Origin of the sequence: Mycobacterium sp. E1715, from assembly GCF_001667625.1 — a bacterium.
In the GTDB taxonomy this organism is placed as follows: domain Bacteria; phylum Actinomycetota; class Actinomycetes; order Mycobacteriales; family Mycobacteriaceae; genus Mycobacterium.
Genome location: NZ_LZJJ01000007.1, coordinates 1 through 24,239, shown reverse-complemented (window position 1 = coordinate 24,239; position 24,239 = coordinate 1). Strand labels below are relative to the sequence as shown.

Genomic DNA, 24,239 nt, shown 5'->3' with positions numbered 1-24,239 from the left:
AAGCGGTGTCTGCAGCCCCCGGCCGCCAGTCCGCCGTCTCCGGCCCCTGGGTGACGGTTGGCCGCGCTAATAGTGACTTTCGGCCCGAGTGAGCGACCTCGATCCGGGTCCAGAGTTAACACCATGCCAACTGCACCTCGACTCACTTTGAACGGAGCGCGCCGGTTGCTGGTCGGGCTGATCGGAGCAGGCGCGATCAGCGGCACGCTGGTATGCGCTGGCGCGGGGACCGCCGCGGCTGATCCGGCGCCTCGACCCGCCAACTGCACGGCGGCGGACGTCGCCGGCGTCGCGGCTGGCGTGGCCGCGTCGCTCTCTACCTACCTGTTCACACATCCGGACTTGAACGGCTTCTACACCGACCTGCAGGATCGGCCCAAGGACCAGATCCGCGACGAGGTGCAGCAGTACTTCAACGCCAACCCCCAGGAGCAGGCCGATCTTGAGAACATCCGTCAGCCACTGGCCGATATCAGGCAGCGTTGCCAGTGGACCCCGCTACTCGGGCAGGGCGGCGCGACTCCCTGAGTCGGGTCGGGCACGTAATCGTGTTGCGGCCCCTAATTCGCCGCCGGTCAGAACGAGGAGATGCCGATGAATGTCAGGGCACGGTCGTGGACCGCAGGGGGGATAGCGGTATTGGCCCTCGCCGCAATCCCTGAGACGTACGCCGTGGTGCGGCCGTCCGGGGTGGCCAACGCGGACGTGTGCGCAAGCGTCGGCCGACGGGTTTCAGTGAGCGGGTGCACGAACATTGCCGACACCGTCAACGCCAATGTGCCACCGCCGGACGCCTATGCGCCACTGCCGCAAGATTTTCCGCCCCCACCGCCGCCCGTGAATGTCTGCGTCGGGGGCGGACGGCGAGTCCATGTGAGCGGGTGCTTCTGAGGCGGTCGGTGATGCCACCCGTCATTGTCTAGCTGCGGTGCCACCACCCCGACGACGGTGTGCCGCCAATACGTCGGCGTTCGCCAGCGTTTGCGCCTGAGCGGCCAGCGTTGATGCCCGGTTCGCGTAGGCGATCGCCTCGGCGGCGTTAATTGCTTCCCTGGCGTGCGCCGCCGCCACATACCGCTTGGCCTCTTGGAATCGAGTCTGCGCCTCGGCGCCGACGCTGGCGCCATGCCGGGTGACGTAGTCGGTGATCTGACGCAGCCGGGCGTCCGCGTTCGACAGCGCGTCCCTCGATGAGTCGCCGCGCCCCTCGATGCCGGACTGACTCTCGCGACGGGCGGCGCGGCGGTGGCGCACGCGGTAGAACGCGAGAACCACAATGACCAGAACCACGACGATGATGAGGCTGATCGCGATCAGCTGCCAGATCGGCTTCGACGTGCTCGCCGATTTGTCCAACCCGTCGGCCGCGGCGACCGCGGCGCCGCTCCAATCTTTCGCGTTCACCGCAGGGTCAATTCGCTTGCTGCGCAGTGTGTCCAGCTCGGCATCCGTGAGGCCCGGCACTTGCGGCGGCACCGAGAAGGCGTAGAGCTTGGTGTTCGTGGCCACCGACAGCAGCACGTCGTTGCCACCCAGCCCGCTGGCGTTGCGGGTTCGGTCGGCCCAGTTCTCGGGTTTGAACCGGGAGAAATTGTCGACGTAGACCACCCACAGCTGAATGTGCCGATCGCGGTAGAGCCGGTCGATCGCCGAGCTCACCGCCGACCGACCGGGATCCGTCAGAACTCCGGCGCTGTCGGTGATGTGATCGGTGAGCTTGGACGGCGGCTGCGCACCGGCGGGAGCCGCCGGCAAGAACCCCACCGTGAGGACGGTCAGGACCGCACTGATCAGGCGAACGCCGCGCATATGGGTAACTTATCGTCACTCATGCTGGGGCGGACACTGCTATCCGTCGAAATAATCGGAGCGAGGAAATGGCTGGGCAACGGCCGCTTGCGCTGGCATGGTGGCGGTCGTGCGGGTGTGGCTGAGTGGCTAGGCAGCGGCCTGCAAAGCCGTACACACGGGTTCGAGTCCCGTCACTCGCTCAACATTGCCTGGTCAGTCCGCAGGGCGGCGCTGTTGCCCGGCGCGCCGGCGGCTACGCCTCTTCCGCCACGGCGTCGAGGTAGAACCATCGCCCGGCGCGGCGCTCGAAGCGACTGCGCTCGTGCAGGCTGCCGGCGCGGCCCGCGGACTCGAACCGGGCCGTGAATTCCACCTCCCCACGATCGTCTTCCGGGCCACCCGCGACCGTGTCGGTCACTTTCAGGCCGGTCCAGGTGATGGCCGGGTCGACGGTCACGTCCGACGGGCGCGTGCGCGGGTGCCACGTGCGAAACAGGTAGTCGGCGTCACGGCGGGCGAACGCCGAATACCGCGATCGCATCAACTCCTCCGCCGTTCGGGCCGGTAGCTCGCCATCGTGGAGGGGCCCGCAACACGCGCGATAGCCTTTGCCACTGCCGCAGCAGCACCTGTCCCCGATCACCGTTCCGGTCGCCACCTGAGCGGCACGTGAACCGGGAACCAACCGTCGAAAACCTCACTCGGCGACGGGCTGTAGGGCTTGGGATACCACGCCTTGGGCACATCGCCGCTGTCCCAGTCGAACCCGAAAAACGGGATCTTGGCGAGCCATACTTCGAAGAAAACGCTCAGCAGGTCCCGGGCGAGATGCGACGCCGGGCACCGGTGCGGGCCTCCCCCAAAGCTCCAATTTCTCTGCGGGCCATCGAGTTTGATGTCCTGGCCGGACATCTCGTCAGCCTCGTCGCGGTGAACGAATCCGACATACAACTCGACGCGAGACCCGGCCGGGATCGTCGTTTCGCCGACTGTCACGCTGCGGCTCGTGATGCGGGAAACGGTCTTCGCCCCGCCGTCCAACCGCAGCAGCTCCTCGATGAACCGGCGTTGCCGGTCCGGATGTTCGCGTAGTTCCTGCTGCAGCATCGGCTGGCGCGCCAGTACCGCCAGTCCGGCCCGGATTGCCAACGAAGCGAAGATGAGGCCGCGGCCCACCGAGGCCATCAGCCCCAGCACTTCATCGTCGGAAAGCGGTTCGGTGGCCAGGAGGCTGAGCACATCGGGGCCGCCCTGCGGCGCTTGGCGGATCTTGGCCACCAGCTCCGCGTTGACCGCGTCCGGGGCGAGGTCGGTCGGCAGCCCGCAGACCGTGACGAATGCCGCGCGCCAGACGACCTCGGCGACACCCGCACCGTCGCAGCGGTCCAGCTGCGCCGCGACGGCGTCGACGCATCGTTCGATGATCACCCGGACGGGTCTGAGCATGTCGCGCGAATTGCCGGGCGTGAACAACTGCTCGACCATGATCTTCCGGTACGGACCGAACGGCGGGTTGCCGGGCATCAGCTCGCCCTGGCGGCTGGCGAATACCTCGCCGTCGCGTATGGCCGCGAGGACGTCGTCGCGCCGCCACAACACATAGGTACCGTCCGGCTGCCGCAGCACTCTTTGACCGGCCCGCTCCGCTGCAGCCAGCCACTCCCGATAACCCCTGGCCGCCTCCTCGTCGGAACGCATGACCTCCAGCGCGCGGTCGCTGCCCGACTCGATCACCGCACCACCGACTTTCACGATCGGGGCCGCCTGGACCTCCGACGCCGGAATTCTATCCTCGACATCAGCGGGACGCCGCTGCAACTGCCGCCGGGCCGCAACCGCTAGGTGTGCACTTTCCAACCCGCTAATGGGGTGGGCGCCGCCGGAGCGTTGGGGTCATTGAACTCGATGTAGACGTCGCCCTGCTTGACATTGCCGTCGTAGGCGATGTATCCGTGGGCGGTCTGGCCGTTGGCGACACTGCCCGAGCGCAGGGGCGGCGTCTTGTTGATCTTCTGATAGTCAACCCCGGATGAGCCGCCCTCGGTCTCGCGGTAGGGGTCTTGCCGCCATGGCGAAGACGCGGCGGTCACGTAGGTCTCGCCGTAGCTGAACGGTGTGTCGGACTTGCCGACGATGGTGAGCTCGATGACGGTACAGCCACCTCCGCTAACGGTGCAGCCGGACGAGACCCAGGTCGCGTTGTTGAGCGTGACGTCGGCGGTCGCGGCGCTGTATTCCGTGACATGGATGGCTGTGCCGGCCTTCCCTGTCGGGAACGGCGACTGCTGGGGTGTCGGGTCGGCGGCGCCGACCGGCGCCGTTAGCCCAGCCGTCATCGCGAGCAATGTCACGACCGCTGCACTTACCGGAGTCGATATGGTCACCCGCAGACGATATCGCGAATTGACTTTTCACCGAGTAGCGCACGGCGTCAACTGTTTCGCCAGATAGGGCGCCGTGCGGCTGTGTTTCGTGCGGGCAACCTTGGTGGGCGGGCCCGCAGCAACGACCCGGCCACCGTCGCTGCCGGCTCCCGGTCCCAAATCGATCACCCAGTCCGCACCGGCGACCATCCGCATGTCGTGTTCGGCCACCACTACGGTATTGCCCGCGTCGACCAGGCGGTGCAGTTGGCGGTCGAGCAGATCCACATCAGCGGGGTGAAGCCCCGTGGTCGGCTCGTCGAGGACATAGAGGGTATGCCCGCGGCGGGGTCTCTGGAGTTCGGAGGCGAGCTTGATCCGCTGCGCCTCGCCACCCGACAGCTCGGTCGCTGGCTGTCCGAGACGGAGATATCCCAGCCCGACCTCTTGCAACGTGGTCAGGCTCCGCGCCGCCCTCGCAACGTCGGCGAGAAAGTCCGACGCCTCGTCGACGGTCATCGCGAGCACGTCGGCGATTGTGCGGTCGCGATAGCGCACCTCGAGTGTCTCGTCGGAGTAGCGCGCTCCTAGGCACGCCGGGCATGTGGCGTATGTGCCCGGCAGGAACAACAATTCGACCGAAACGAAACCCTCCCCCTGACAGGTGGGACAGCGCCCCTCGGCCACGTTGAACGAGAACCGGCCCGCTGTCCAACCACGGCGACGCGCCTTCGAAGTTGCGGCGAATGCGTGGCGCACCGCGTCGAACAGGCCGGTGTAGGTCGCCAGCGTCGAGCGCGGCGTGCGCCCGATCGGGCGCTGGTCGACAGACACCAGCCGATTGATCCCCTCGACACCTTCTGCCGTCACGCCGACGCTCGCGTCATGATCGAGATCCACGATCTCGGTGTCCGTTTCGTCGTCGTCGGATTGGGCCGGCTCTACTGCTCGTCCCGCGCCGAGATAGCCGCGCACAACGTCGCCGAGGACCTTGACGACGAGCGTCGACTTGCCGGAACCGGACACTCCGGTGATCGCGATGTACACGCCAAGCGGCAGGTCCACGTCGAGATCTCGCAAGTTGTGAAAGCAGATCCCGCGCAGCGTCAGTTGCCCCGACTCAGTGCGGGGTTGACGAGTCGGCGGCGCGGTCGCATCGAAAAGGTATCTGCGAGTGACAGATTCCTCGATGCCGACAAGACCCGGCACCGGTCCGCTGTAGAGCACGTTCCCGCCGAGCTCGCCCGCCCCAGGCCCGACGTCGACGATCCAATCAGCACGGCGTACCACGTCCATGTCGTGCTCGACCACGAATAGCGAATTGCCCGCGCGCCGTAGCCGATCGAGCACGTCGAGTAGCGGCTCGGCGTCCGCGGGGTGCAGTCCGGCCGAAGGCTCGTCGAGCACGTAGAGCACCCCGAACAGGCCGGCGCGCAGTTGGGTGGCCAGCCGCAACCGCTGGAGTTCGCCTGGCGATACAGTCGGAGTGCGACGACTGAGCGTGAGATAGCCGAGGCCGAGGTCGATGAGAACTTGTAGGCGTGCAACGAGGTCGGCGGCGATCATGGTCGCCACTTCCGTCAGTTCACCGGATTCCGTTGACTCGTAGGCGGCGGCGGTATCGGTCCGAGAAGCTGTCGAGCGCAGCGATTCAGCAAGGTCGGCCAATGGCATCGCCACGTAATCGGCGATGGTGCGCCCGGCGAATGTCACCTTCAGGGCCTCCGATCGCAACCCAGAACCGTCGCATGCCGGGCACTCCACGCTGTCGACGAACTGCAGCACGCGACGACGCATCATCGCGCTATGGGAATTGGCCAAGGTGTGGCGCACATGGCGTTCGGCGCTGGAGAACGTGCCGTTGTAGTAGTAATCGGCCTGCACCGGGTGCTGGCTGGGATCGATTTCGACGGTTGGCTGATCATCGGTGAAAAGAATCCAATCGCGTTGCCGCTTGGGCAGTTTCCGCCATGGCTTGTCGATGTCGTAGCCAAGCGTGACGAGGATGTCGCGTAAGTTCTGGCCCTGCCACGCACCCGGCCAAGCCGCGACGGCGCCTTGACGGATGGTCAGCGACGGGTCCGGTACCAGTGTCTCTTCGGTCACCCGATGGATTCGTCCCAGGCCGTGGCATTCGGGGCATGCGCCCACCGCGGTGTTCGGGGAGAACGCATCGGAATCCAGCCGTTCTGTGGCTCCCCGCGGGTAGGTACCGGCGCGCGAGAACAGCATCCTCAGCAAGTTCGACAAGGTGGTGATCGTGCCGACCGTCGACCGCGATGTCGCCGAACCTCGGCGCTGCTGCAGCGCGACGGCAGGCGGTAGTCCGGTGATGTCATCTACCTTTGGAGCGCCGGTTGGCAGTAGCAGTCGACGGGCATACGGAGCCACCGATTCGAAGTAGCGCCGCTGGGCCTCGGCATAGATGGTCCCAAAGGCCAACGAGGATTTGCCGGATCCAGAGATCCCGGTGAACGCGACCAGCGCGTCGCGGGGTGCTGCGACGTCGACGCCGCGCAGATTGTGGACTCGCGTCCCGTATACGCGCACACAAGGGTCGATTTCGTCCGTGCTTCGGTAGGGCTCTTCTGTCATCGTGCTCAGACGAGTACCCGGGCTGCAGCCGCGCAAGCATGTGTTTGCTGTTCACGATTGTGTGTGAGGCCTTATCGTTTCAGGGATTACGACGCGACGGATGCCTGAAACGGTCTCCGCCTTCCCCCAGCGTCCTGTCACGTTTGGCTGCTTGGAGTTCGGGTAAGCGGTGCCGGTGCGGGACGAACCATCATCGATTTTGCTTGTCGCCGATCCCGGAGCGCCCACGGCAATCGCCGAACGCCTCTCTCATTCGCTAGCGAGCGCACTCACCCATGGGGGTCCCGCAGACGACAAGTGGTGCGTATCTGTGCGCCGTCACGCCTACCCGATCGACGAAGACGCCGAGGTCTCCGACGTGGTTGGCACTATCAATCCGGGTGAAGAGCCAGAAGAAATTGTCATCTACCTAACGGATTTGCCCCGACGTCGGGGGACGACGCCCGTAATAGCCGACATCAGCATTCCTGACCGGCTCGGAGTGATCTCCATTCCCGGCATGGGTGGTGTGTTCATCGATCGCCGGGTGAGAAACGTCGCTCAAACCATCGTTGCCGAGGTGACGGACCGGTCGGACAAGCGCAACGGGTCGGCGAAGCGGCTGACGCGAACCCAGGACGATGACGTTGTCCGCTATATCGCGCCGACAGGCCTGTCACGTCTGCGACTGCTGGCCGGGATGGTTTACGCCAATCGCCCCTGGCGGCTAGTTACCGGAATGTCCAAGGTGATGATGGCGGCCTTCGCCACTGGGGCAGTGAGCCTCGCTTATCCGACGATGTGGCAGCTGTCCGCAACCATGGGGCCTTGGCGATTGAGCACCGCAACGATCTTGGCCAGTGCGGCGCTGCTCGCCTGGCTCATCATCGAACACAAATTATGGGAACGCCCGCATTCAGCCGCCGAACGGGAACGCGCGGTGTTGTACAACGCTTCGACGGTCGTCACTTTGCTGATCGGCGTGGTGATTTTCCACGCCGGGTTGTTTCTCCTACTGCTTCTGACCGCGTGGTGGACGCTTCCATCGCAATTGGTCGCCAAAAACATCGGACACCCCGTCAGTCTTTCAACCTTGTTGCTAATGGCCTGGTTGGTGGCGGCGGTCGCCACGTTGGGGGGTGCCCTGGGATCGGGGATGGAGGACGACGAGGCCGTAAAGGCGGCGGCATATGGGGTTCGACAACGCCAGCGATTCGCCCACGAGAACTCACCCGCGCGAGACGATCGAGCATGAAGGATCAGCCGAAGTAGGCACGCATCGGCCGCGATCACACATCTCTGAAGTAGGGCGGGGCTCGAACCCGCGACCAACGGATTATGAGTCCCTAGCCAGCCTCTCGGCGACCAGGCGAAACGGTTAGCCGAATCGCGTTGAAGTGCCCGTGAGACAGCGATTTGGTCGCTTCCGATGCGGTTCCGACACGGCCTCGGTACGCCTACGAATCGCCCCGGTCGGCGGGGTGACGCCGGGGTGAGAAACGGGCAGGGCTGTTAGCTCGTGGAGCAGACGGCGACGTTGATCGATAGCGCAGGTGCGTGAGCCCGTAACTGCGTAATTAGTTGCGCAGGAGGCGCTGCCTGCACAGCAGGCTGGCATTGAAATGGGTCAGGCAACTATGGCGCCCACGGTGGCTCGACGTATCTGAGCATTGAGCAGCGCCAAGCCGAGGCCTGCTTAGATGCTGCCGTTGATAAGGATGTCGGCGCGAACGTGGTTTTGAACGCCATCCGATTCACCAATTCGAACAAAGTTGAGCACAGAAGATGAGCGATACCCCACCCCATGAGTGCCAGACCCCCCAACAGGGCCCATCTGTCGGCCACGCGACGTTGGACGTCGACCGTCAGAGTTTCTTCAGTCGGCGCAGGACCTTGAGGTACGGCATCATCGCCGCGGCACTCCGCGCGAGCTTGGGATGCAGTGCGCCCATGTTGCCGACGACGAGGCATTGCATACCGCTATCCCTGAACATCGCCAGTTGATCGACGACCTCGTCCGGCATCCCGACCGCGAATAGCTCTTTCACCAACCCTCGGGGGGCCATCGCCGCGTACTTGAGCGCAGTCTCCTCGTCGATCAACTGCGGAATGAGGTCTTGCACCCCTTTGAACTCCGGGCCCATCGGATGTTGAGCGCCATGCCTTTCCCAATCCTCGGCCGATGAGTTGAGGACGAACAGCTTCACCAAGTTGGAGTCCAAAATCTCGTCAATCTCGTCCTGTGCGCGCCCGGTGAGAATGAAGCGGATACCGGCCGGGGTGATCGACATGGGGTCGCGCCCGGCGTCCGACGCGGCCGCACGCAAGTCGTTGAGTTGCTTGGCGTACTCGTCGGCCCGGGTGGTCCCGGGAAACCAGCCGTCCCCGTACTTGCCCGCGGCACGGATCATTCGTGGACCGTGGGCCGCGATCCAAATTTCAGGCCACTTGCCCCTGAAGGGAGTCAAGGCGAACGTGGCGTTGTGCAACGGGAAGAACGGCGAATCCCGGCTGACGAGTTCACCATTCGAGTCCCACAGCGCGCGGATTGTGGCCATCGCCTCTTCGAACCGGCTGACCGGTTTCGACCACTCCACTCCGTAGGGTTCGTTACCCTCCCGTTCGCCAGTCCCAATGCCAAGAATGGCGCGCCCGCGCGTCAAGTGCTGCAAGGTCACCACGGCCTGCGCAGTGACGGCGGGGTTTCGCCGGCCCGTGTCCGTCACCGCCACACCCAGCGTCATCCGACCGATCTTGTTGTGCCCGGCTAGATAGCCCAGCATCGTCCACGGCTCGACATGCGCATCCATCTTGGGGATGATCTTGGCTGCGCCAACGTACTCCGCCTTCCACATTGACGGCGGCAGGACCGAATTGAGATGGTCTGCCACCCAAAACGAGTCGGAGCCCGCAGCCAAGCCCGTCATGTAATCGGCCTGAATCAGCGGCTTCGGCCCGAACCGTGAGTTGATCGTATTGTGCATAACGCCGATGCGCAGACCGCTCACCGTGACGCTCCTTTTAATCTTTCGCCGAGGTGCACATTCCGCCGCCGGTGGACGTCGGTGAAGTGGTCGATGGTGTCGACATCGGTCACGCTTCACCCTTCGGGTCAGTCGGATCCTCGACGAGAAAGACGCGGTAGTTGCGTTCACGGAAGAGCCATTGGCCGTCGACGCGCCGCAGTTTGTCGTCGTACGTTCCGATCAAGCGGCGCGTGCCCCCGCCTCTAAACTGCATGATCTCCAGGCAGTACGACCGGGCACGTGCGTCATCACCGGTGACCTCGATCGCGCCGACCTGCGCCATGAACGCCATCTTCGACAGGGCCTGCCAGATGCCGTCCCAATGGGCGCGCAACTCCGCTATGCCACGACATTCACCGCCTTCCCCGAGCCGGGCGCCGTCCTCGGTCCAGCACGCCAGGTAATCGTCGAGTGCGCTCCGACTGACAGCATCGCAATAACTGTCGATCCGCTCCCGGATCTTGAGAAGGTCTTCCGCCGGTCCACTGAACACCCGGAACTCCTTCGTTGCATGATCTATAGCCGGTCGCCGTCATCCGACCCCGCCACCGAATGAAGGATATGTTGTAGCGAATTACGACTAGGCAATAGCTTGCTACCGACAGCCCGTCGCGTGATCACTGCCAGCACGGCCTGATACCTCTGCTCGGCCACGCTCAACTCCCTCATCCAGGGAGTGTCACGGATCAACCGAAGTAGGTGTCACGCATCAGCCGAAACACTGTCACCCATCAGCCGAAGACGAAATGTCACACATCATCCGAGGTCATACACCTCTGAAGTAGGGCGGGCGGGGCTCGAACCCGCGACCAACGGATTATGAGTCCGCGGCTCTAACCAACTGAGCTACCGCCCCTAGCGATGTTCCGTAGGAAACCGTAGCCCAACGCGGGGTCGTCGTCCGCCGGGCATGCTCGAAGCCCGCCGCCCTCGAAAAAGGCGGCGGGCTCGACGGGGCATCACATCGGCGCCGGCTGGCCGGGCGCTTGCCGCGCGGCCTGATCCTTGAGCCTCGGGATCAAGTCCGGCGCGTAGACGTAGATAGCGGACTCGACCTCCCACTCGGCCTGCTTCTGGCTCATCGGCGTGGTCCTGGTGATCATGTTGACCAGCTCCTGGGCCTCGCCGAACTGGTTGGGGTTGGCCCGTACCTGGCTCGCGAACCAACGTCCCTCTGCCGCCTCGCTGCAATCGTTGAAGTCGGCGTTGTGCACCATCTTGTTCTGCGCCAGCAGCTTGATGTACTGGTCGTCGGCCGGGGACATGTTGCACGACGCCGACGCGTGCGGCGCTCCTAGCACAGCACCACCGAACATCGCTGCTCCCAGCGCAACCCCGGCGGCCCCCGCCGCCAACACCTGCTCGCGCGATCGTGTCATCCTCACTTCTCCGGACCCCCTCTTCGTAGAATTTGCTAACTGTCCTTTCGCGCTAAACGTCGGGTACCACCGTCGCCAAACGCGGCAAACGACGCGTTCGTCGAACAATCAATGAACAGCAGTTAGCCAAAACCTCGGTGAGCTGAAGGTTTTGCGCGGCGGAGAACGCTCGTGCGATCGATGACTACCGCCGATCGGCAATCACATGCAGTGCGTAACTCACCGATACGGGTGGTGTCGGTGATTTTAAATTGAGTTAGCTGGTGAAGCCCGGGGCGCTACTCTTTGGGCCAGTCCGCGTGCGCGGCCTGATCCTTGATCTTGGGGATCATGTCGGGTGCATAAACGTAGATGGCCGACTCGACCTCCCACTCGGCCTGCGCTTGGTTCATCGAGGTCGTGTTCGTGATCATGTTGACCAACTCTTGCGCCTCCCCAAAGGGATTGGGGTGGTTGCGCACCTGGTCGGCGAACCACCGCCCTTCGGCGGCCTCGGTGCAGTCACTGAAGTCGGCGTTGTGCACCATCTTGTTCTGAGCGAGCAACTGGATGTACTGGTCGTCCTTCGGACTCAGATTGCAGGACGCCGACGCTTGCGGTGCCGACAGCACAGCCCCGCCAAGCATCGAGGCCCCCAGCGTGACGCCGGCAGCCCAGACCGATGACGCTCGCATGCGCGACCGCGAACGGGTGGTTGTCATTCCGGACCTCCCTCTGCGTGGGAGCGATCTCGCCCTCCGACGCAACCAAGCCTTCGTGTGGTGACTGCTAACCGAGATAACGGGCCACGGCTTGCAGTCACGCGGTCGATAGTCGTCAACTCAGGCGGCGCTGCCATCTGAGATCACCAGCACATATGAGTTCACATATGAGTTTTGGTGTCGGGACATAAATTTAGCCAGTAGCAGCGGCCCGAGTGGAGAACTTTTGTTTGCGCGGCCGTGTACGGATGGTTAACATTCGCTACTTCGCACCGGGCCTGCGTCCGTCGTCCGATCCACGCCAGCCGAGGCGGCATGCGCAAGCCAAAAGCTTTTTGAGCTGCGATTACGCACCTGGCGGCTGGGCGGCGGTCGACCGTGGCAGCCCAGGCGGGAGTCAGCTGAATACGGTCTGCCCGTCGGTCCCGAGCAGATAACGCTCGGTACCCTGCTCGACGCGGGGCGCATCGGCGCCCAAAGCGACGGCGACCTTATTGCTTGCATTCCGCATGATGTCAAAGGTGAGCTCGACGGCCTCGGCATCCGAGAACCGGGAGCGCACCTCGGCGGCATCGTCGACGGCGAGGTGCGCAGGGGTCCAAATTAACGCATCGGTGTAGCGCAGCGCTGCTTTGACGCGGTCGTCGAGCAACCGCGAGGCTTCGAAGCGACCGATCTCGTCGTAGAGCGTCTCCGAACCGCCGGCGTCCAGCGCCGTGCCCTCACGCAGCGACTTGCACAACCGACAGTTGTGCTGAGCTGCCCCGCGCAGCCGGACCATCTCGGAGGTGACCGGGTCGAGCGCGCGCATCCGGGCCACCGCGGGCAAGAAATCGTTGAACACCAGATTCGCCGGATTCGTGCTGTGATCCCACGCGACGCTGCCGTTCACCCAGCCCAAGTACTCCGAGCCGACGCCGAGAGCCTCCAGCCCCGCCCGCACTCGCGGGACGAAGTCGGCGATATACATAGACACCACCACGCCAAAGGCGCCGTCGCCCAACTGCTTCACCAGCCGGGACCGCTGCTCGCCGGTGATCGCGGAGACGTCGGCGCTGAACTGCTCGGCGAACTCGGCGACGACGACCTCGGTCTGCGATTCGGGCGCGCCGGCCTCGACGGGCGCCGGCAGCGGCGGCAGTGACAACGTCTGGGCACAGACCCGCCGAATCAGCGCCGCGATGCGCGCCTCCGGCGGGGAGCCCGGAAACAGGGCCACCAACCGCGCCAACTGATCTGTTTGGACCGAAACCGGAGCCGCCATTCGTCACACGCTAGAACGCCGCCGGCCGAGCGGCAATCGCCTACTGGGCCTGGCTCACCGACGACATATGGAAGTCCGGGATCCGCAGCGACGGCATGGCCGCCCGGGTGGCCCAGTCCGCCCACTCCCGGGGCAGGGTCTTCTCACTCGTCCCGGCCTCGGTGGCCCGCCGCAGCAGGTCCAGGGGACTCTCGTTGAAGCGGAAGTTGTTGACCGCGGCGGTCACCTCGCCGTCCTCGATCAGGTAGACACCGTCACGGGTCAGCCCGGTGAGCAACAGCGTGGTGGGGTCGACCTCGCGGATGTACCACAGCGTGGTCAGCAGCAGTCCGCGTTCCGTGGCCGCGATCATGTCGGCCAACTCGGCCGACCCGCCCGTCATCACCAGATTGTCGGCGGCGACCGCGACCTCGGCGTCGAATTTGGCGGCCGTCGCGCGCGGGTAGGCCAGCGCGTTGATCACGCCGTCGCGGATCCAATCCACCTGGCCGATCTCCATGCCGTTGTCGAACACCGACATCGTCTCCGACGAGCTGCTCACCGCGACGAACGGTGTGCACGCCAGACCCGGCGCCATCGGATCGGAGAACAGCGTCAGCGGTAACTCGGTGAGCCGCTCCCCCACCCGCGTCCCGCCGCCGGGCGCCGAAAAGGCGGTGCGGCCCTCTCGCGCACCGCGGCCGGCCATCGACCACGCCAGGTAAAGCATCATGTCGGCGACCGTGGACGGCGGCATGATCGTCTCGTACCGGCCCGCGGGCAGCTCCACGGTGCGCTCGGCCCAACCGAGGCGCATCGACAGCTCCTCGAGGAGCGAATCCATTGGCACGTCGACGAAGTCGGGCGTGCCGATACCCGCCCAGGCGCTTGCCTCGCCGCGTTTGCCGTTGATCTCCACCGCCCCGGCGGGCTGGGTGTAGCGTCGGCGCACCCCCGTCGACGACGCGAGGAACGTCGTCGAAACGCTGTGGTGCGCAAAGCCGTACAGCCGGTCGGCGCCTTCGAATCCGCGACTCAACGAGTCGGCGACATCGGCGAACACCAGGGGCCCGGTGCCGGGCACCGGCGCGTTCCAATCGGCGGGCACCCCGGTGTCGGCCAGCAGCGGCGCGGCATCGCCGGCTTCGGGCGCCGAGCGGGCCGCCTCCTGCGACGCCGCCACCAGCTCGGGGATCACCCGGGGATCGACCTCGGCCGACACCATCGTGCCGATGCGCGCGCCGGATCCTTGGCGGACAATCGAGATCACCGTGATGCTGCGGTTGACCGCAACCCCGTTGGTGGTCATCGAGTTGCCGGCCCATCGCAACGTGGCCTCCACCTTGTCGGTGACGAGCACCATGGTCTCGCTCGCGCCGCCGAGCTTGGCGGCCTCCTCGAGGACGAGGTTGACGACATGCTGCGCGCTGATCATCGGCGCCGCTCCTCAGCATCGCTTCGTTCTGCATCGTCGCCGGCGCGGATCATCGGCCGCCCTCGGTCCGGGTGTTGAGCACGTTGACGCCGCGGAACAGCGCCGACGGACAGCCGTGGCTGACCGGGGCGACCTGACCGGGCTGGGCCTTCCCACAGTTGAATGCGCCGCCGAGCCGCCACGTCGACGGGCCGCCCACGGCTTCCATCGAGTTCCAGAAATCGGTGGTGGTGGCCTGATAGGCCACGTCGCGCAGCTGGCCGTCCAGGCGGCCGTCGCGGATGCGGAAGAACCGCTGGCCGGTGAACTGAAAGTTGTAGCGCTGCATGTCGATTGACCACGACTTGTCGCCGATGATGTAGATGCCGTCCTGCACACGGCTGATGAGGTCGGCGGTGCTGACGTCCTCGCGCGCCGGCTGCAGCGACACGTTGGCCATCCGTTGGATCGGCACATGATGCGGCGAATCGGCATACGAGCAGCCGTTGGACCGCGGTTGTCCAAGTCTCGGAGCGAACACCCGATCGAGCTGATAGCCGACAAAGATGCCGTCACGCACCAGATCCCAGCTCTGCGCCGCCACGCCTTCGTCGTCGTAACCGATGGTCGCCAGGCCGTGGTCGACGGTGCGGTCGGCGGTCACGACCATCACCGGTGAGCCGTACCGCATGGTGCCGAGTTTGTCGGGCGTGGCGAACGACGTTCCGGCGTAGGCGGCCTCGTAGCCGATGGCCCGGTCGTATTCGGTTGCGTGCCCGATGGATTCGTGGATCGTCAGCCATAGGTTGGACGGGTCGATCACCAGGTCCGTGCGCCCCGCGATCACGCTGGGCGCCTTGACCTTCTCGGCGAGCAGCGACGGCAATTGCGCCAGCTCGTCCGTCCAGTTCCACACCTCGTCGCCGGCCAGCACTTCCCAGCCGCGCCCGGTCGGCGGCGCCAGCGTGCGCATCGAGTCGAAGCTGCCGGCCGCCGCGTCGACGGTCACCGCCTCCAGCGAGGGCTGCACCCGCACCCGCTGCTGGGTGATCGACGACCCGAACGTGTCGGCGTAAAACGACTGTTCCTTGACGGCCGTGAGGATGGCCGACACGTGGTCGACACCATCGGCACTGAGCAGCCGACCGGAGTAGTCCTCCAACACGTCGATCTTGTCGGCCACCGGGATGCTGAACGGGTCGGTCCGGTAATTCGAGACCCAGGTGGCGTCGGCGTACACCGGTTCAGGCGCCAGCTCGACGCGCTCGCGGTTCAGCGTCGCCAGGGTGGTGGCCACCTGCACGGCGTGCCGCGCGGTCTCGGCCGCGACCGACGGCGCCAGCTCCGCGTGCGAGGCGAATCCCCACGTGCCGTCGACGATCACCCGCACGGCCAACCCGAGCTCGCGGTTGACGACCGCCGTCTCCAGCTCACCATCGCGCAGCTGGATGATCTCGGACACGATGCGGTGAACCCGCAGGTCGGCGTAGCTGGCACCGGCCGCGGTGGCCGATGACAGCGCGGCATCGGCCAGCTCATGGCGGGGCAGGTTGAGGAAGTCGGCATCGATCCCCCGGTTCGGTGTCACCGTTCCACCGTAACGGCCGTTCACCCCAAACCCGGGCGCCGCCCGCTTTAATTACCTCCATGGCCAGCGGCGTCCGGAGGACACAGCCTCGCTCCACCGCGCTGGGCTATGCCCTGCTGGCGCCCAGCCTGTTCGGTGTGCTCGCCTTCTTGCTGCTGCCCATCCTCGTGGTGATCTGGTTGAGCCTGTACCGATGGGACCTGCTCGGGCCGCTGCACTATGTAGGCCTGTCGAACTGGCGGTCGGTGCTGACCGATCGCACCTTCGCCAACTCGCTGATCGTCACCGCCCTCTTCGTGGCGATCGTGGTTCCGGCGCAGACGGTGCTGGGTCTGCTGGCCGCGTCGATGTTGGCCCGCCAGCTTCCCGGCACCGGCCTGTTCCGCACCCTCTACGTGTTGCCCTGGATCTGCGCCCCGCTGGCGATCGCGGTGCTGTGGCGCTGGATTCTTGCTCCCACCGACGGCGCCGTCAGCACCCTGCTGGGCCACAGCATCGAGTGGCTGTCGGACCCCAGCTTCGCGCTGCCGCTCGTCTCGGCCGTCGTCGTATGGACGAACGTCGGATACGTCTCGCTGTCGTTCCTGGCGGGCTTGCTGGCCATCCCCGACGACATCCACGCGGCCGCGCGCACCGACGGCGCGACCGCCTGGCAACGGTTCTGGCGCATCACCCTGCCCATGCTGCGGCCGACCACGTTCTTCGTCCTCGTAACGGGGATCGTCAGCACCGCACAGGTTTTCGACATGGTCTACGCGCTGACCGGCGGCGGGCCCGGCGGCAGCACCGACCTGGTGGCCCACCGCATCTACGCCGAGGCGTTCGGCTCCGCGGCCATCGGGCGCGCGTCGGTGATGGCGGTGGTGTTGTTCGTCATCCTGATCGGCGTCACCATGGTGCAACACCTGTATTTCCGGCGGCGGATCAGCTATGACCTCACCTAGGCGGCTCGTCATCTACGCCGGGCTCATCCTCGGTGCGCTGATCACCTTGGCGCCGTTCGCTCTTGGCCTGCTCACCTCGTTCACCTCGGCGCACCAGTTCGCCACGGGCACGCCCCTGCAGCTGCCGCGGCCGTTCACGCTCGCCAACTACGCCGACCTGGGCGGAGCCGGATTCGGCCGGGCGGCCGCCGTGACCGCGTTGATGACCGCCGTGATCCTGCTGGGCCAGATGACCTTTTCGGTGCTGGCGGGATACGCGTTCGCGCGGTTGGACTTTCCCGGGCGCGACGCGCTGTTCTGGGTGTACATCGCGACGTTGATGGTGCCGGGGACGGTGACGGTGGTGCCGCTGTATCTGATGATGGCCCAACTCGGCCTGCGGAACACGTTCTGGGCGTTGGTGCTGCCCTTCATGTTCGGCTCGCCGTACGCGATCTTCCTGCTACGCGAGCACTTTCGCATCATCCCGAACGACTTGGTCAACGCCGCCCACCTGGACGGCGCCAACACGTTGGACGTCATCGTGCACGTGGTCATCCCGTCCAGCCGGCCGGTCCTGGCTGCTCTGACGTTGATCACGGTGGTTTCGCAGTGGAATAACTTCATGTGGCCGTTGGTGATCACCAGCGGGCACAAGTGGCGGGTGCTCACGGTGGCGACGGCCGACTTGCAATCGCGGTTCAACGCCCAGTGGACGTTGGTGATGGCGGCGACGACGGTCGCCATCGTCCCGTTGATCGCGCTGTTCGTGGTCTTCCAGCGTCACATCGTCGCTTCGATCGTCGTCTCGGGGCTCAAATGACCAGGCCGCGCATCGAGATTGCGGTCAGGGCTGTGATTTTCGGCGCCTTACGACCACCACGGCAATCTGGGCGCACATCATGAGCCGGCCTCGCGTGTCGACGCTGATGGCCGGGGCGCTCGCCCTGGTGGCTGTTCTGTTGGGCGCGACCGCGGTGTTGCTCGACTACTCCGGTCAGCCCCCGGGCGGCAAGGTCGTCGTGACGGTGCGGGTCTGGGCCGACCAGATCGCCGCGGCCTACCGGCAGTCCTTCGCGGCGTTCAACCGCGCGCATCCCGACATCGTGGTGCACACCAGCGTGGTGTCGTATTCGACGTACTTCGACACGCTGCGCACCGATGTCGCCGGCGGTAGCGCCGACGACATCTTCTGGCTCTCCAACGCTTACCTGGCCGCCTACGCCGACAGCGGCCGGCTGATGAACATCGGCGCCGCCCTCAAGCCAGGGTCCGCCTCGGCGTGGGATTCGGCGGTCGTCGACCAATTCACCCGCGGCGGCGTGCTGTGGGGTGTGCCGCAGCTGACCGATGCGGGGATCGCGCTGTACTACAACGCGGACCTGCTCGCCGCGGCCGGTGTCGAACCGGCCCAGCTGAGCGGTTTGCGGTGGAGCGCTGACGGCGGTGACACGTTGCGGCCCATGCTGGCCCGGCTCACGGTGGACGCGGACGGACACGCCGGAAACACAGCCGGTTTCGACGCCCGACGGGTTCGGCAGTGGGGCTACAACGCCGCCAACGACCCGCAGGGCATCTACCTCAACTACATCGGTTCGGCCGGCGGGATTTTCCAGCGCGGCGACCAGTTCGCGTTCGACAATCCGGGTGCGGTGCGGGCCTTCAGTTACCTGGTTGGCCTGATCAACGACGACCACGTCGCGCCGCCCGCCTCGGACACCAACGACAACGGGGACTTCTCCCGCAACCAGTTCCTGGCCGGCAGGATGGCGCTCTTCCAATCCGGCACCTACAACCTGGCGCCGGTGGCCCGCGATGCCCGCTTCCGCTGGGGCGTGACGATGATGCCGGCCGGCCCGGTGGGCCGGGTGAGCGTCACCAATGGCATTGCGGCGGCGGGCAATGCCGCGACGAAGCATCCCGAAGCGGTGCGTCAGGTCCTGACCTGGATGGGCAGCAAGGAGGGCAACGAGTTCCTCGGGCGCGAGGGCGCGGCCATCCCGGCGGTCCTGTTGGCCCAACCGGTTTACTTCGACTACTGGGCCGCCCGGGGTGTCGACGTCACGCCCTTCTTCGCCGTGCTCAACGGGCCGCGCATCGCGGCACCCGGCGGTGCGGGCTTCGCGGCCGGCAACGACGCCCTGCGGCCGTACTTCGATGAAATGTTCCTGGGCCGGGGCGATGTCGCGACCACCCTGGGCAAGGCCCAAGCGGCCGCCAACGCCGCGGCGCAGCGCTAGCCGGGCAGCACCAGCACCGGCACTGGGCTCTCCCGGATGATCTTGGCGCTGCGCGAACCGAGGAAGACCCGCCGGATGTCACCGCGCGGCCGGGTGCCCAGCGCGAGTATCTCGCCCTCCTGCCAATCCGCCTTCGCCAGTGCCTCTTTCCAGCTGCGTCCGGTAACCACCTGCAGCGCAACGTCTTCGCTCACGATCTGGTCGGTCTTGAGTTCCTCGAGGATGTCGCGCACCTGGGCGGCCCAGGCCGCCAGCACCTGATCCTCGACCTCGAGCCCGACCTCCGGGGGATACATCGTCTTGCCGCGAACGGCGAAGGTGATCACTCGCACCGGCACGCCGAATCGCTGTCCCAAGTCATAGCAGCGCTTCACCACGTCGACCGAGTCGGGGGTGGCCGAATAGGCACAGCTGAGCCGGGTCAACGTGCCTTGGTGCGAGCGGTAATTGCGCGGGCTGATCGCCACCGGCACGGGCGAGGCGTGCAGCAGCCAGTCGGCGGTCGAGCCGATCAGCACTTGCCCACGCCCGCCGCTGGGCAACGACCCCAGCACGAGCACGTCGGCGTCCACCTCGTGGACTATTTCGAGGAGTCCCCCGGATACCGATCCGTGCGCGCGGTGCAGGTACGTGACGTCTATCCCGTCGCCCACCGTTTCCATGAACCGGGCGGCCTCCTTCGCCGACTCCGCGGCCATGGTGTCGGCCCATAGTTCGTACTCGGCGTCGACGCGGGCGCGCGAGGGTGTCAGCCACGGCTTGGGCACGATGGTCGCCACGGTGAGCGAGGTGCCGCGGGTCCGCGCGATGCGCACGCCCAGATGCAGCCCGGAGAGCCCGACCTTGCCGGCCCGGTAGCCCACGACGACGGTCACAGCGCGTCCCGCTCGAGCGTTTCGGCGTTGAGCGCGCTGTGATGGCGGCCCCACACGAAGTAGAAGACTAACGCGAGCGCGATCCAGCCACCGAAGGCAATCCAGGTGTACCAATGCAGGCTCGCGAGGATGTATCCGCACGCCAACACCGAAAGGACGGGCGTGACGGGATAACCGGGCACCTTGAAGCCGCGCGGCAGGTCGGGCTCGCGCACGCGCAAGATGATCACTCCGGCGGAGACGACGACGAACGCGGTGAGCGTCCCGATGGACACCATGTCCGCGAGCTTGTCCAGCGGTATGAAGGCGGCCAGGGCGGAGGCCGCGACGCCGACGATCACCGTGTTGCCCACCGGCGTCATCGTGCGCGTGTTCACCCGCGCGAATCGGGTGGGCAGCAGGCCGTCGCGGCCCATCGCGAACAGGATCCGCGTCTGCCCGTACATGGTGACCAGGGTGACGGAGAAGATCGAAATCACCGCGCCCGCAGCCAGGATGGTGCCGGCCCAGCTGCCGCCCGTGACGTTGTCGAGGATGGTGGCCAGCCCGGCCTCCTGCTGCCCGGCGAAGTCCTGCCAGCGCTGGGTCCCCAGCGCGGCCACCGCGACCAACACGTACACGCTCGTCACGGTCACCAGAGCCGCAATCAGCGCGCGCGGCATGGTCTTTTGCGGGTCCTTCACCTCGTCAGCCGCGGTGGACACGGCGTCAAGCCCGATATAGGAGAAAAAGATGGTGCCGGCGGCCGAGCCGATTCCCGCAACGCCGAAGGGCGCGAAGTCGTGGAAATGGTGCGCGTCGAACGCCGTGAACGCCACGATCACGAAGATGATCAGCACGCCCAGCTTGACGAGCACCATGATCGTGTTGACCCTGGCCGATTCGCTGGCGCCTCGGATGAGCAGCAACGCGCACATCGCGATCAAGATGATCGCGGGCACGTTCACGTAGCCCGGCCTGGCATCCCACGGCGCGGCCGACAGCGCGTGCGGCAACTGGAAGCCGAAGACGTTGCCGAGCAGCTTGTTGAGGTAGCCGCTCCAGTTGACCGCGACGGCGGCGGTCGAGACTCCGTATTCGAGCAGCAGACAGGCCGCCACCCCCATCGCCACCACCTCGCCCAGGGTGGTGTACGCGTACGAGTACGACGACCCGGAAACCGGCACGGCCGAAGCCAATTCGGCGTAGCAGATCGCCGCGAGTCCGGCCGCGACCCCGGCGATGAGGAAGGAGAGGATCACTGCGGGGCCGGCTTCGGGCACGGCCTGGGACATGACGAAGAAGATGCCCGTCCCGACCGTCGAGCCGACCCCGAACATGGTCAGCTGGAAAGTGCCGATGCTCCGCTTGAGGTGGTCCGCGGCCCCGTACGCGACGGGCGTGCCGACAACCGGTCGGCGCCGCAGCATCTGCTCCTTCAGGCTGATCGACGTGGGTTGCAATTACCCCTCCTTGCTCGATCAGCTGATTATGGGCCAGCCTCCCGCAGCACAGAAGCGAACTGCTCGATCGCCCAGTCGATCTCCTGCTCGCCGATCACCAAAGGTGGCGCGAACCGCAACGTCGAGCCGTGCGTGTCCTTCACCAACACGCCCCGGTCGGCCAGTCGAAGGCTGATCTGCTTGCCCGTCCCGAGCCGCGGGTCGACGTCGACCCCGGCCCACAACCCCAGCCCGCGCACCTCCAGCAGGCCGTGACCCAGGAGTGCGCGCAGACGCGCGTGCAGGTGTGCCCCCAAAACCGCCGAACGGGCCTGGAATTCTCCGCGCCGCAGCATGGACACCACGGTGGTGCCGATGGCGGCGGCCAACGGGTTACCGCCGAAGGTGGAGCCGTGTTCACCGGGATGCAGCACGCCCAGGATCTCGCGGTCGGCGACCACCGCCGACAGCGGGACCACGCCGCCGCCCAGCGCCTTACCGAGCAGGTAGACGTCCGGCACCACGCCCCAGTGGTCGCAGGCGAAGGTGTGGCCCGTCCGCGCCAGGCCGGACTGGATCTCGTCGGCGATCATCAACACGTTGCGCTCGTTGCACACGGCGCGAACGGCGGGCAGGTAGTCGTCGGGCGGAACGACGATGCCCGCCTCGCCCTGAATCGGTTCCAGCAGCACGGCGACCGTGTCGTCGTCGATCGCACACGCCAGCGCGTCGGCGTCGCCGAAGGGCACCGAGCGGAACCCCGGCGTGAGCGGCCCGAAACCGTCCCGCGCCGTGGGATCCGAGGAGAAGCTGACGATGCTGATCGTGCGACCGTGAAAGTTGTTGTCGGCCACGATGATGTTTGCACGACCGTCGGGGACGCCCTTGACGTCGGCGCCCCACTTGCGGGCGATCTTGAGACCGCTCTCCACGGCTTCGGCGCCCGAGTTCATCGGCAGCACCAGGTCCTTGCCGCACAGCCGGGCCAAAGCGGCGCAGAACGGGCCAAGGGTGTCGGAATGGAAAGCGCGGCTCACCAGCGTGACCGTGTCGAGCTGGGCGTGGGCCGCTGCCGTGATCTCCGGGTTGCGATGGCCGAAGTTCACCGCCGAGTAGGCGGCCAGACAGTCCAGGTAACGCCGACCCTCCACGTCGGTGATCCATGCGCCCTCCGCGCTGGCGGCCACCACCGGCAAAGGCGAATAGTTGTGCGCCGCATGGCGTTCGACCAGCTCGATGGCGGCATCGGTTTCGGTCGGAGTCGGGGCGTCGAGGATCGTCATGGAAAGACCTCCAATGTGCAGCACTTGACCGAACCGCCTCCCTTGAGGAGCTCAGAGAGGTCGACGCCGACGGGCTCGAAGCCCGCGGCACGGAGTTGCGCGGCGAATCCGGTTGCCGCCGCGGGCAAGACGACGCGCCGTCCGTCAGACACGACGTTGAGGCCGAGGACGAACGCGTCGGCGCTTCCCACCACGATCGCGTCGGGGAACAACGCCTGCAGTTGATCCTGGGCGGCGGCGCTGAACGCCGGCGGGTAGAACGCGATCGTGCGGTCGTCGAGCACGGCCAGCGCGGTGTCGAGATGGTAGAAACGCGGATCCACCAATTCGAGTGAGACGACGGGCAGGCGAAGCGCCGCGGAGATTTCCGGATGCGCGCGCCGGTCGGTGCGAAATCCGTAGCCCGCCAACACCGTTTGCCCGACCATCAGCAGGTCGCCCTGCCCCTCGTTGACATGACGGGTGGACACCGGCCGGTACCCGATGGATGACATCCAGTCGGCATAGGCGCGCGATTCACCGGCGCGCTGCGCGAATCGAAACTTCGCGACGATCGCGACGTCGCCGGCGATGAATCCGCCGTTGGCGGCGTACACCATGTCCGGCAGCCCGGCCGCGGGCTCGATCACGTCCACCCGGTGGCCCAGCCGGCGGTAGGTCGCGCGCAACGCCTCCCATTGCGCGTGCGCGAGCCCGACGTCGACCGGCGTCGAGGTGTCCATCCACGGATTGATCGCGTACTCGACCGCGAAGAAGGTCGGCGGCGTCATCGCGTAGCGGCGGGCGGTTGGCGTTCGAATGTGCCCCGGTCGCGCCGGGGAGGGCGCGGGCGCCGCGACGTACTGTTCCGTCATAAATCAACGGTATTGGCGCCTCGGTACACAATCAAACGCTAGCTGTTGCGTGTCTATGCGCGGTTTATTGCGTTAGACTGCTGCTGGCATCGATTTGTTGCGCACGACCGAAACGGAGGGCGATGGAGCGCCTCGACGAGACCGACTCCCGCATCCTGACCGAACTGACCGAGCATGCGCGGGCCACGTTCGCCGAAATCGGCGAGAAGGTGAATCTGTCTGCGCCCGCGGTCAAGCGCCGGGTCGACCGGATGCTGGACACCGGCGTCATCAAGGGCTTCACCACGGTCGTCGACCGCAACGCACTCGGCTGGAACACCGAGGCCTACGTGCAGGTCTTCTGCCACGGCACGATCGCGCCCGACCGGCTGCGCGCCGCCTGGGTCGACATCCCCGAGGTGGCCAGCGCGGCGACGGTGACCGGCACGTCGGATGCGATCCTGCACGTGCTGGCGCGCGACATGCGGCACCTGGAAGCCGCCCTCGAGCGCATCCGGTCGAGCGCGGACATCGAGAGAAGCGAGAGCATCGTGGTGTTGTCGAATCTCATCGACAGGCTGCGCA

23 protein-coding genes and 2 tRNA genes are annotated in these 24,239 nt (G+C 66.1%); 8 read left to right on the top strand and 17 right to left on the bottom strand.

The features are described 5' to 3' along the window. The first annotated feature begins 123 nt into the window (after positions 1 to 123). The gene (locus A9X03_RS00350; protein WP_067748528.1) at positions 124 to 528 is read left to right on the top strand and encodes a heme-binding protein; all 405 of its coding nucleotides are present in this window, start codon (positions 124 to 126) and stop codon (positions 526 to 528) included. Between the two features lie 66 nt (positions 529 to 594). Then, complete coding sequence (locus tag A9X03_RS29990) at positions 595 to 891, top strand: hypothetical protein (RefSeq protein ID WP_231972755.1); 297 nt, start codon at positions 595 to 597, stop codon at positions 889 to 891. Between the two features lie 21 nt (positions 892 to 912). Here the strand turns inward: A9X03_RS29990 and A9X03_RS00340 are convergent, their stop codons facing one another. Beyond that, the gene (locus A9X03_RS00340) at positions 913 to 1,809 is read right to left on the bottom strand and encodes a TPM domain-containing protein (protein WP_068259128.1); all 897 of its coding nucleotides are present in this window, start codon (positions 1,807 to 1,809) and stop codon (positions 913 to 915) included. A 111-nt stretch (positions 1,810 to 1,920) separates the two neighbouring features. On the opposite strand from A9X03_RS00340, the gene A9X03_RS00335 reads away from it, so the two are divergent. Continuing rightward, positions 1,921 to 1,991, top strand: a tRNA-Cys gene (locus tag A9X03_RS00335). Positions 1,992 to 2,044: 53 nt separating this feature from the next. Here the strand turns inward: A9X03_RS00335 and A9X03_RS00330 are convergent. From A9X03_RS00330 to A9X03_RS00315, 4 genes are all read right to left on the bottom strand, one after another. Next, positions 2,045 to 2,431, bottom strand: a complete 387-nt coding sequence (locus A9X03_RS00330; RefSeq protein ID WP_082974394.1) for a YchJ family protein — start codon at positions 2,429 to 2,431, stop codon at positions 2,045 to 2,047. Then, a complete protein-coding gene (locus A9X03_RS00325; RefSeq protein WP_156746429.1) occupies positions 2,431 to 3,543 on the bottom strand; it encodes a hypothetical protein in 1,113 nt (370 codons plus the stop codon). Before A9X03_RS00325 ends, A9X03_RS00330 begins: the two co-directional genes overlap by 1 nt. An 86-nt stretch (positions 3,544 to 3,629) precedes the next feature. Further along, entirely contained in the window at positions 3,630 to 4,127 is a 498-nt protein-coding gene (locus A9X03_RS00320; RefSeq protein ID WP_068259140.1) for a hypothetical protein, read from the bottom strand. Positions 4,128 to 4,202: 75 nt separating this feature from the next. After that, entirely contained in the window at positions 4,203 to 6,749 is a 2,547-nt protein-coding gene (locus tag A9X03_RS00315; protein ID WP_068259121.1) for an excinuclease ABC subunit UvrA, read from the bottom strand. A gap of 169 nt (positions 6,750 to 6,918) precedes the next feature. On the opposite strand from A9X03_RS00315, the gene A9X03_RS00310 reads away from it, so the two are divergent. Continuing rightward, on the top strand, positions 6,919 to 7,983 hold the full coding sequence (locus A9X03_RS00310; RefSeq protein ID WP_369830983.1) for a hypothetical protein: 1,065 nt from the start codon (positions 6,919 to 6,921) through the stop codon (positions 7,981 to 7,983). A gap of 610 nt (positions 7,984 to 8,593) precedes the next feature. On the opposite strand, the gene A9X03_RS00305 is transcribed toward A9X03_RS00310, so the two are convergent. From A9X03_RS00305 to A9X03_RS00270, 8 genes are all read right to left on the bottom strand, one after another. Continuing rightward, complete coding sequence (locus tag A9X03_RS00305) at positions 8,594 to 9,736, bottom strand: LLM class flavin-dependent oxidoreductase (protein WP_068259116.1); 1,143 nt, start codon at positions 9,734 to 9,736, stop codon at positions 8,594 to 8,596. A gap of 85 nt (positions 9,737 to 9,821) precedes the next feature. Beyond that, positions 9,822 to 10,247 carry a nuclear transport factor 2 family protein gene (locus A9X03_RS00300; protein WP_067748513.1) on the bottom strand — a complete coding sequence of 142 codons (426 nt, stop codon included), beginning with the start codon at positions 10,245 to 10,247 and terminating at the stop codon, positions 9,822 to 9,824. A gap of 289 nt (positions 10,248 to 10,536) precedes the next feature. Next, positions 10,537 to 10,610: transfer RNA gene (locus A9X03_RS00295), tRNA-Ile, on the bottom strand. 103 nt (positions 10,611 to 10,713) lie between these two features. Beyond that, on the bottom strand, positions 10,714 to 11,133 hold the full coding sequence (locus A9X03_RS00290) for a hypothetical protein (RefSeq protein WP_067748511.1): 420 nt from the start codon (positions 11,131 to 11,133) through the stop codon (positions 10,714 to 10,716). A gap of 278 nt (positions 11,134 to 11,411) precedes the next feature. Beyond that, the gene (locus A9X03_RS00285; RefSeq protein WP_231968841.1) at positions 11,412 to 11,834 is read right to left on the bottom strand and encodes a hypothetical protein; all 423 of its coding nucleotides are present in this window, start codon (positions 11,832 to 11,834) and stop codon (positions 11,412 to 11,414) included. 397 nt (positions 11,835 to 12,231) lie between these two features. Then, entirely contained in the window at positions 12,232 to 13,098 is an 867-nt protein-coding gene (locus A9X03_RS00280) for a carboxymuconolactone decarboxylase family protein (RefSeq protein WP_068259113.1), read from the bottom strand. 40 nt (positions 13,099 to 13,138) lie between these two features. Continuing rightward, positions 13,139 to 14,512, bottom strand: coding sequence for a TldD/PmbA family protein (locus A9X03_RS00275; protein ID WP_068259109.1), 1,374 nt, complete (start codon positions 14,510 to 14,512; stop codon positions 13,139 to 13,141). Positions 14,513 to 14,561: 49 nt separating this feature from the next. After that, entirely contained in the window at positions 14,562 to 16,079 is a 1,518-nt protein-coding gene (locus A9X03_RS00270; RefSeq protein ID WP_068259138.1) for a TldD/PmbA family protein, read from the bottom strand. Between the two features lie 59 nt (positions 16,080 to 16,138). Between A9X03_RS00270 and A9X03_RS00265 the strand changes: the two genes are divergently transcribed. The 3 genes from A9X03_RS00265 to A9X03_RS00255 all read left to right on the top strand — a co-directional run bounded on the left by A9X03_RS00265 (position 16,139) and on the right by A9X03_RS00255 (position 19,242). After that, on the top strand, positions 16,139 to 17,023 hold the full coding sequence (locus A9X03_RS00265) for a carbohydrate ABC transporter permease (protein ID WP_067748507.1): 885 nt from the start codon (positions 16,139 to 16,141) through the stop codon (positions 17,021 to 17,023). Continuing rightward, on the top strand, positions 17,010 to 17,825 hold the full coding sequence (locus A9X03_RS00260; RefSeq protein WP_067748505.1) for a carbohydrate ABC transporter permease: 816 nt from the start codon (positions 17,010 to 17,012) through the stop codon (positions 17,823 to 17,825). The genes A9X03_RS00265 and A9X03_RS00260 overlap by 14 nt, the downstream gene beginning before the upstream one ends. Before the next feature lie 79 nt (positions 17,826 to 17,904). Further along, positions 17,905 to 19,242 carry an extracellular solute-binding protein gene (locus A9X03_RS00255; protein WP_068259106.1) on the top strand — a complete coding sequence of 446 codons (1,338 nt, stop codon included), beginning with the start codon at positions 17,905 to 17,907 and terminating at the stop codon, positions 19,240 to 19,242. Here the strand turns inward: A9X03_RS00255 and A9X03_RS00250 are convergent. Genes A9X03_RS00250 through ddaH form a run of 4 tightly spaced genes read right to left on the bottom strand, consistent with a single transcriptional unit; the run spans position 19,239 to position 23,675 of the window. After that, entirely contained in the window at positions 19,239 to 20,117 is an 879-nt protein-coding gene (locus A9X03_RS00250) for a universal stress protein (protein WP_068259104.1), read from the bottom strand. The two genes, A9X03_RS00255 and A9X03_RS00250, sit on opposite strands and share 4 nt — an antisense overlap. Further along, on the bottom strand, positions 20,114 to 21,526 hold the full coding sequence (locus A9X03_RS00245) for an amino acid permease (RefSeq protein ID WP_068259133.1): 1,413 nt from the start codon (positions 21,524 to 21,526) through the stop codon (positions 20,114 to 20,116). Before A9X03_RS00245 ends, A9X03_RS00250 begins: the two co-directional genes overlap by 4 nt. A 59-nt stretch (positions 21,527 to 21,585) precedes the next feature. Continuing rightward, complete coding sequence (gene rocD / locus A9X03_RS00240; RefSeq protein WP_068259101.1) at positions 21,586 to 22,821, bottom strand: ornithine--oxo-acid transaminase; 1,236 nt, start codon at positions 22,819 to 22,821, stop codon at positions 21,586 to 21,588. After that, positions 22,818 to 23,675 carry a dimethylargininase gene (gene ddaH, locus A9X03_RS00235; RefSeq protein ID WP_068259098.1) on the bottom strand — a complete coding sequence of 286 codons (858 nt, stop codon included), beginning with the start codon at positions 23,673 to 23,675 and terminating at the stop codon, positions 22,818 to 22,820. Before ddaH ends, rocD begins: the two co-directional genes overlap by 4 nt. A 122-nt stretch (positions 23,676 to 23,797) precedes the next feature. Between ddaH and A9X03_RS00230 the strand changes: the two genes are divergently transcribed. Continuing rightward, a partial coding sequence (locus A9X03_RS00230) for an Lrp/AsnC family transcriptional regulator (RefSeq protein WP_068259096.1) occupies positions 23,798 to 24,239 on the top strand: 442 nt, incomplete at its 3' end.

Bases quoted from the DNA above. Each gene is read 5' to 3' on its own strand.
- A9X03_RS00350 (WP_067748528.1), top strand. From the start codon at position 124: ATGCCAACTGCACCTCGACTCACTTTGAACGGAGCGCGCCGGTTGCTG.
- A9X03_RS29990 (WP_231972755.1), top strand. From the start codon at position 595: ATGAATGTCAGGGCACGGTCGTGGACCGCAGGGGGGATAGCGGTATTG.
- A9X03_RS00340 (WP_068259128.1), bottom strand. From the start codon at position 1,809: ATGCGCGGCGTTCGCCTGATCAGTGCGGTCCTGACCGTCCTCACGGTG.
- A9X03_RS00320 (WP_068259140.1), bottom strand. From the start codon at position 4,127: ATGACGGCTGGGCTAACGGCGCCGGTCGGCGCCGCCGACCCGACACCC.
- A9X03_RS00315 (WP_068259121.1), bottom strand. From the start codon at position 6,749: ATGACAGAAGAGCCCTACCGAAGCACGGACGAAATCGACCCTTGTGTG.
- A9X03_RS00290 (WP_067748511.1), bottom strand. From the start codon at position 11,133: ATGACACGATCGCGCGAGCAGGTGTTGGCGGCGGGGGCCGCCGGGGTT.
- A9X03_RS00285 (WP_231968841.1), bottom strand. From the start codon at position 11,834: ATGACAACCACCCGTTCGCGGTCGCGCATGCGAGCGTCATCGGTCTGG.
- A9X03_RS00280 (WP_068259113.1), bottom strand. From the start codon at position 13,098: ATGGCGGCTCCGGTTTCGGTCCAAACAGATCAGTTGGCGCGGTTGGTG.
- A9X03_RS00275 (WP_068259109.1), bottom strand. From the start codon at position 14,512: ATGATCAGCGCGCAGCATGTCGTCAACCTCGTCCTCGAGGAGGCCGCC.
- A9X03_RS00265 (WP_067748507.1), top strand. From the start codon at position 16,139: ATGGCCAGCGGCGTCCGGAGGACACAGCCTCGCTCCACCGCGCTGGGC.
- A9X03_RS00260 (WP_067748505.1), top strand. From the start codon at position 17,010: ATGACCTCACCTAGGCGGCTCGTCATCTACGCCGGGCTCATCCTCGGT.
- A9X03_RS00255 (WP_068259106.1), top strand. From the start codon at position 17,905: ATGAGCCGGCCTCGCGTGTCGACGCTGATGGCCGGGGCGCTCGCCCTG.
- A9X03_RS00245 (WP_068259133.1), bottom strand. From the start codon at position 21,526: ATGCTGCGGCGCCGACCGGTTGTCGGCACGCCCGTCGCGTACGGGGCC.
- rocD (WP_068259101.1), bottom strand. From the start codon at position 22,821: ATGACGATCCTCGACGCCCCGACTCCGACCGAAACCGATGCCGCCATC.
- ddaH (WP_068259098.1), bottom strand. From the start codon at position 23,675: ATGACGGAACAGTACGTCGCGGCGCCCGCGCCCTCCCCGGCGCGACCG.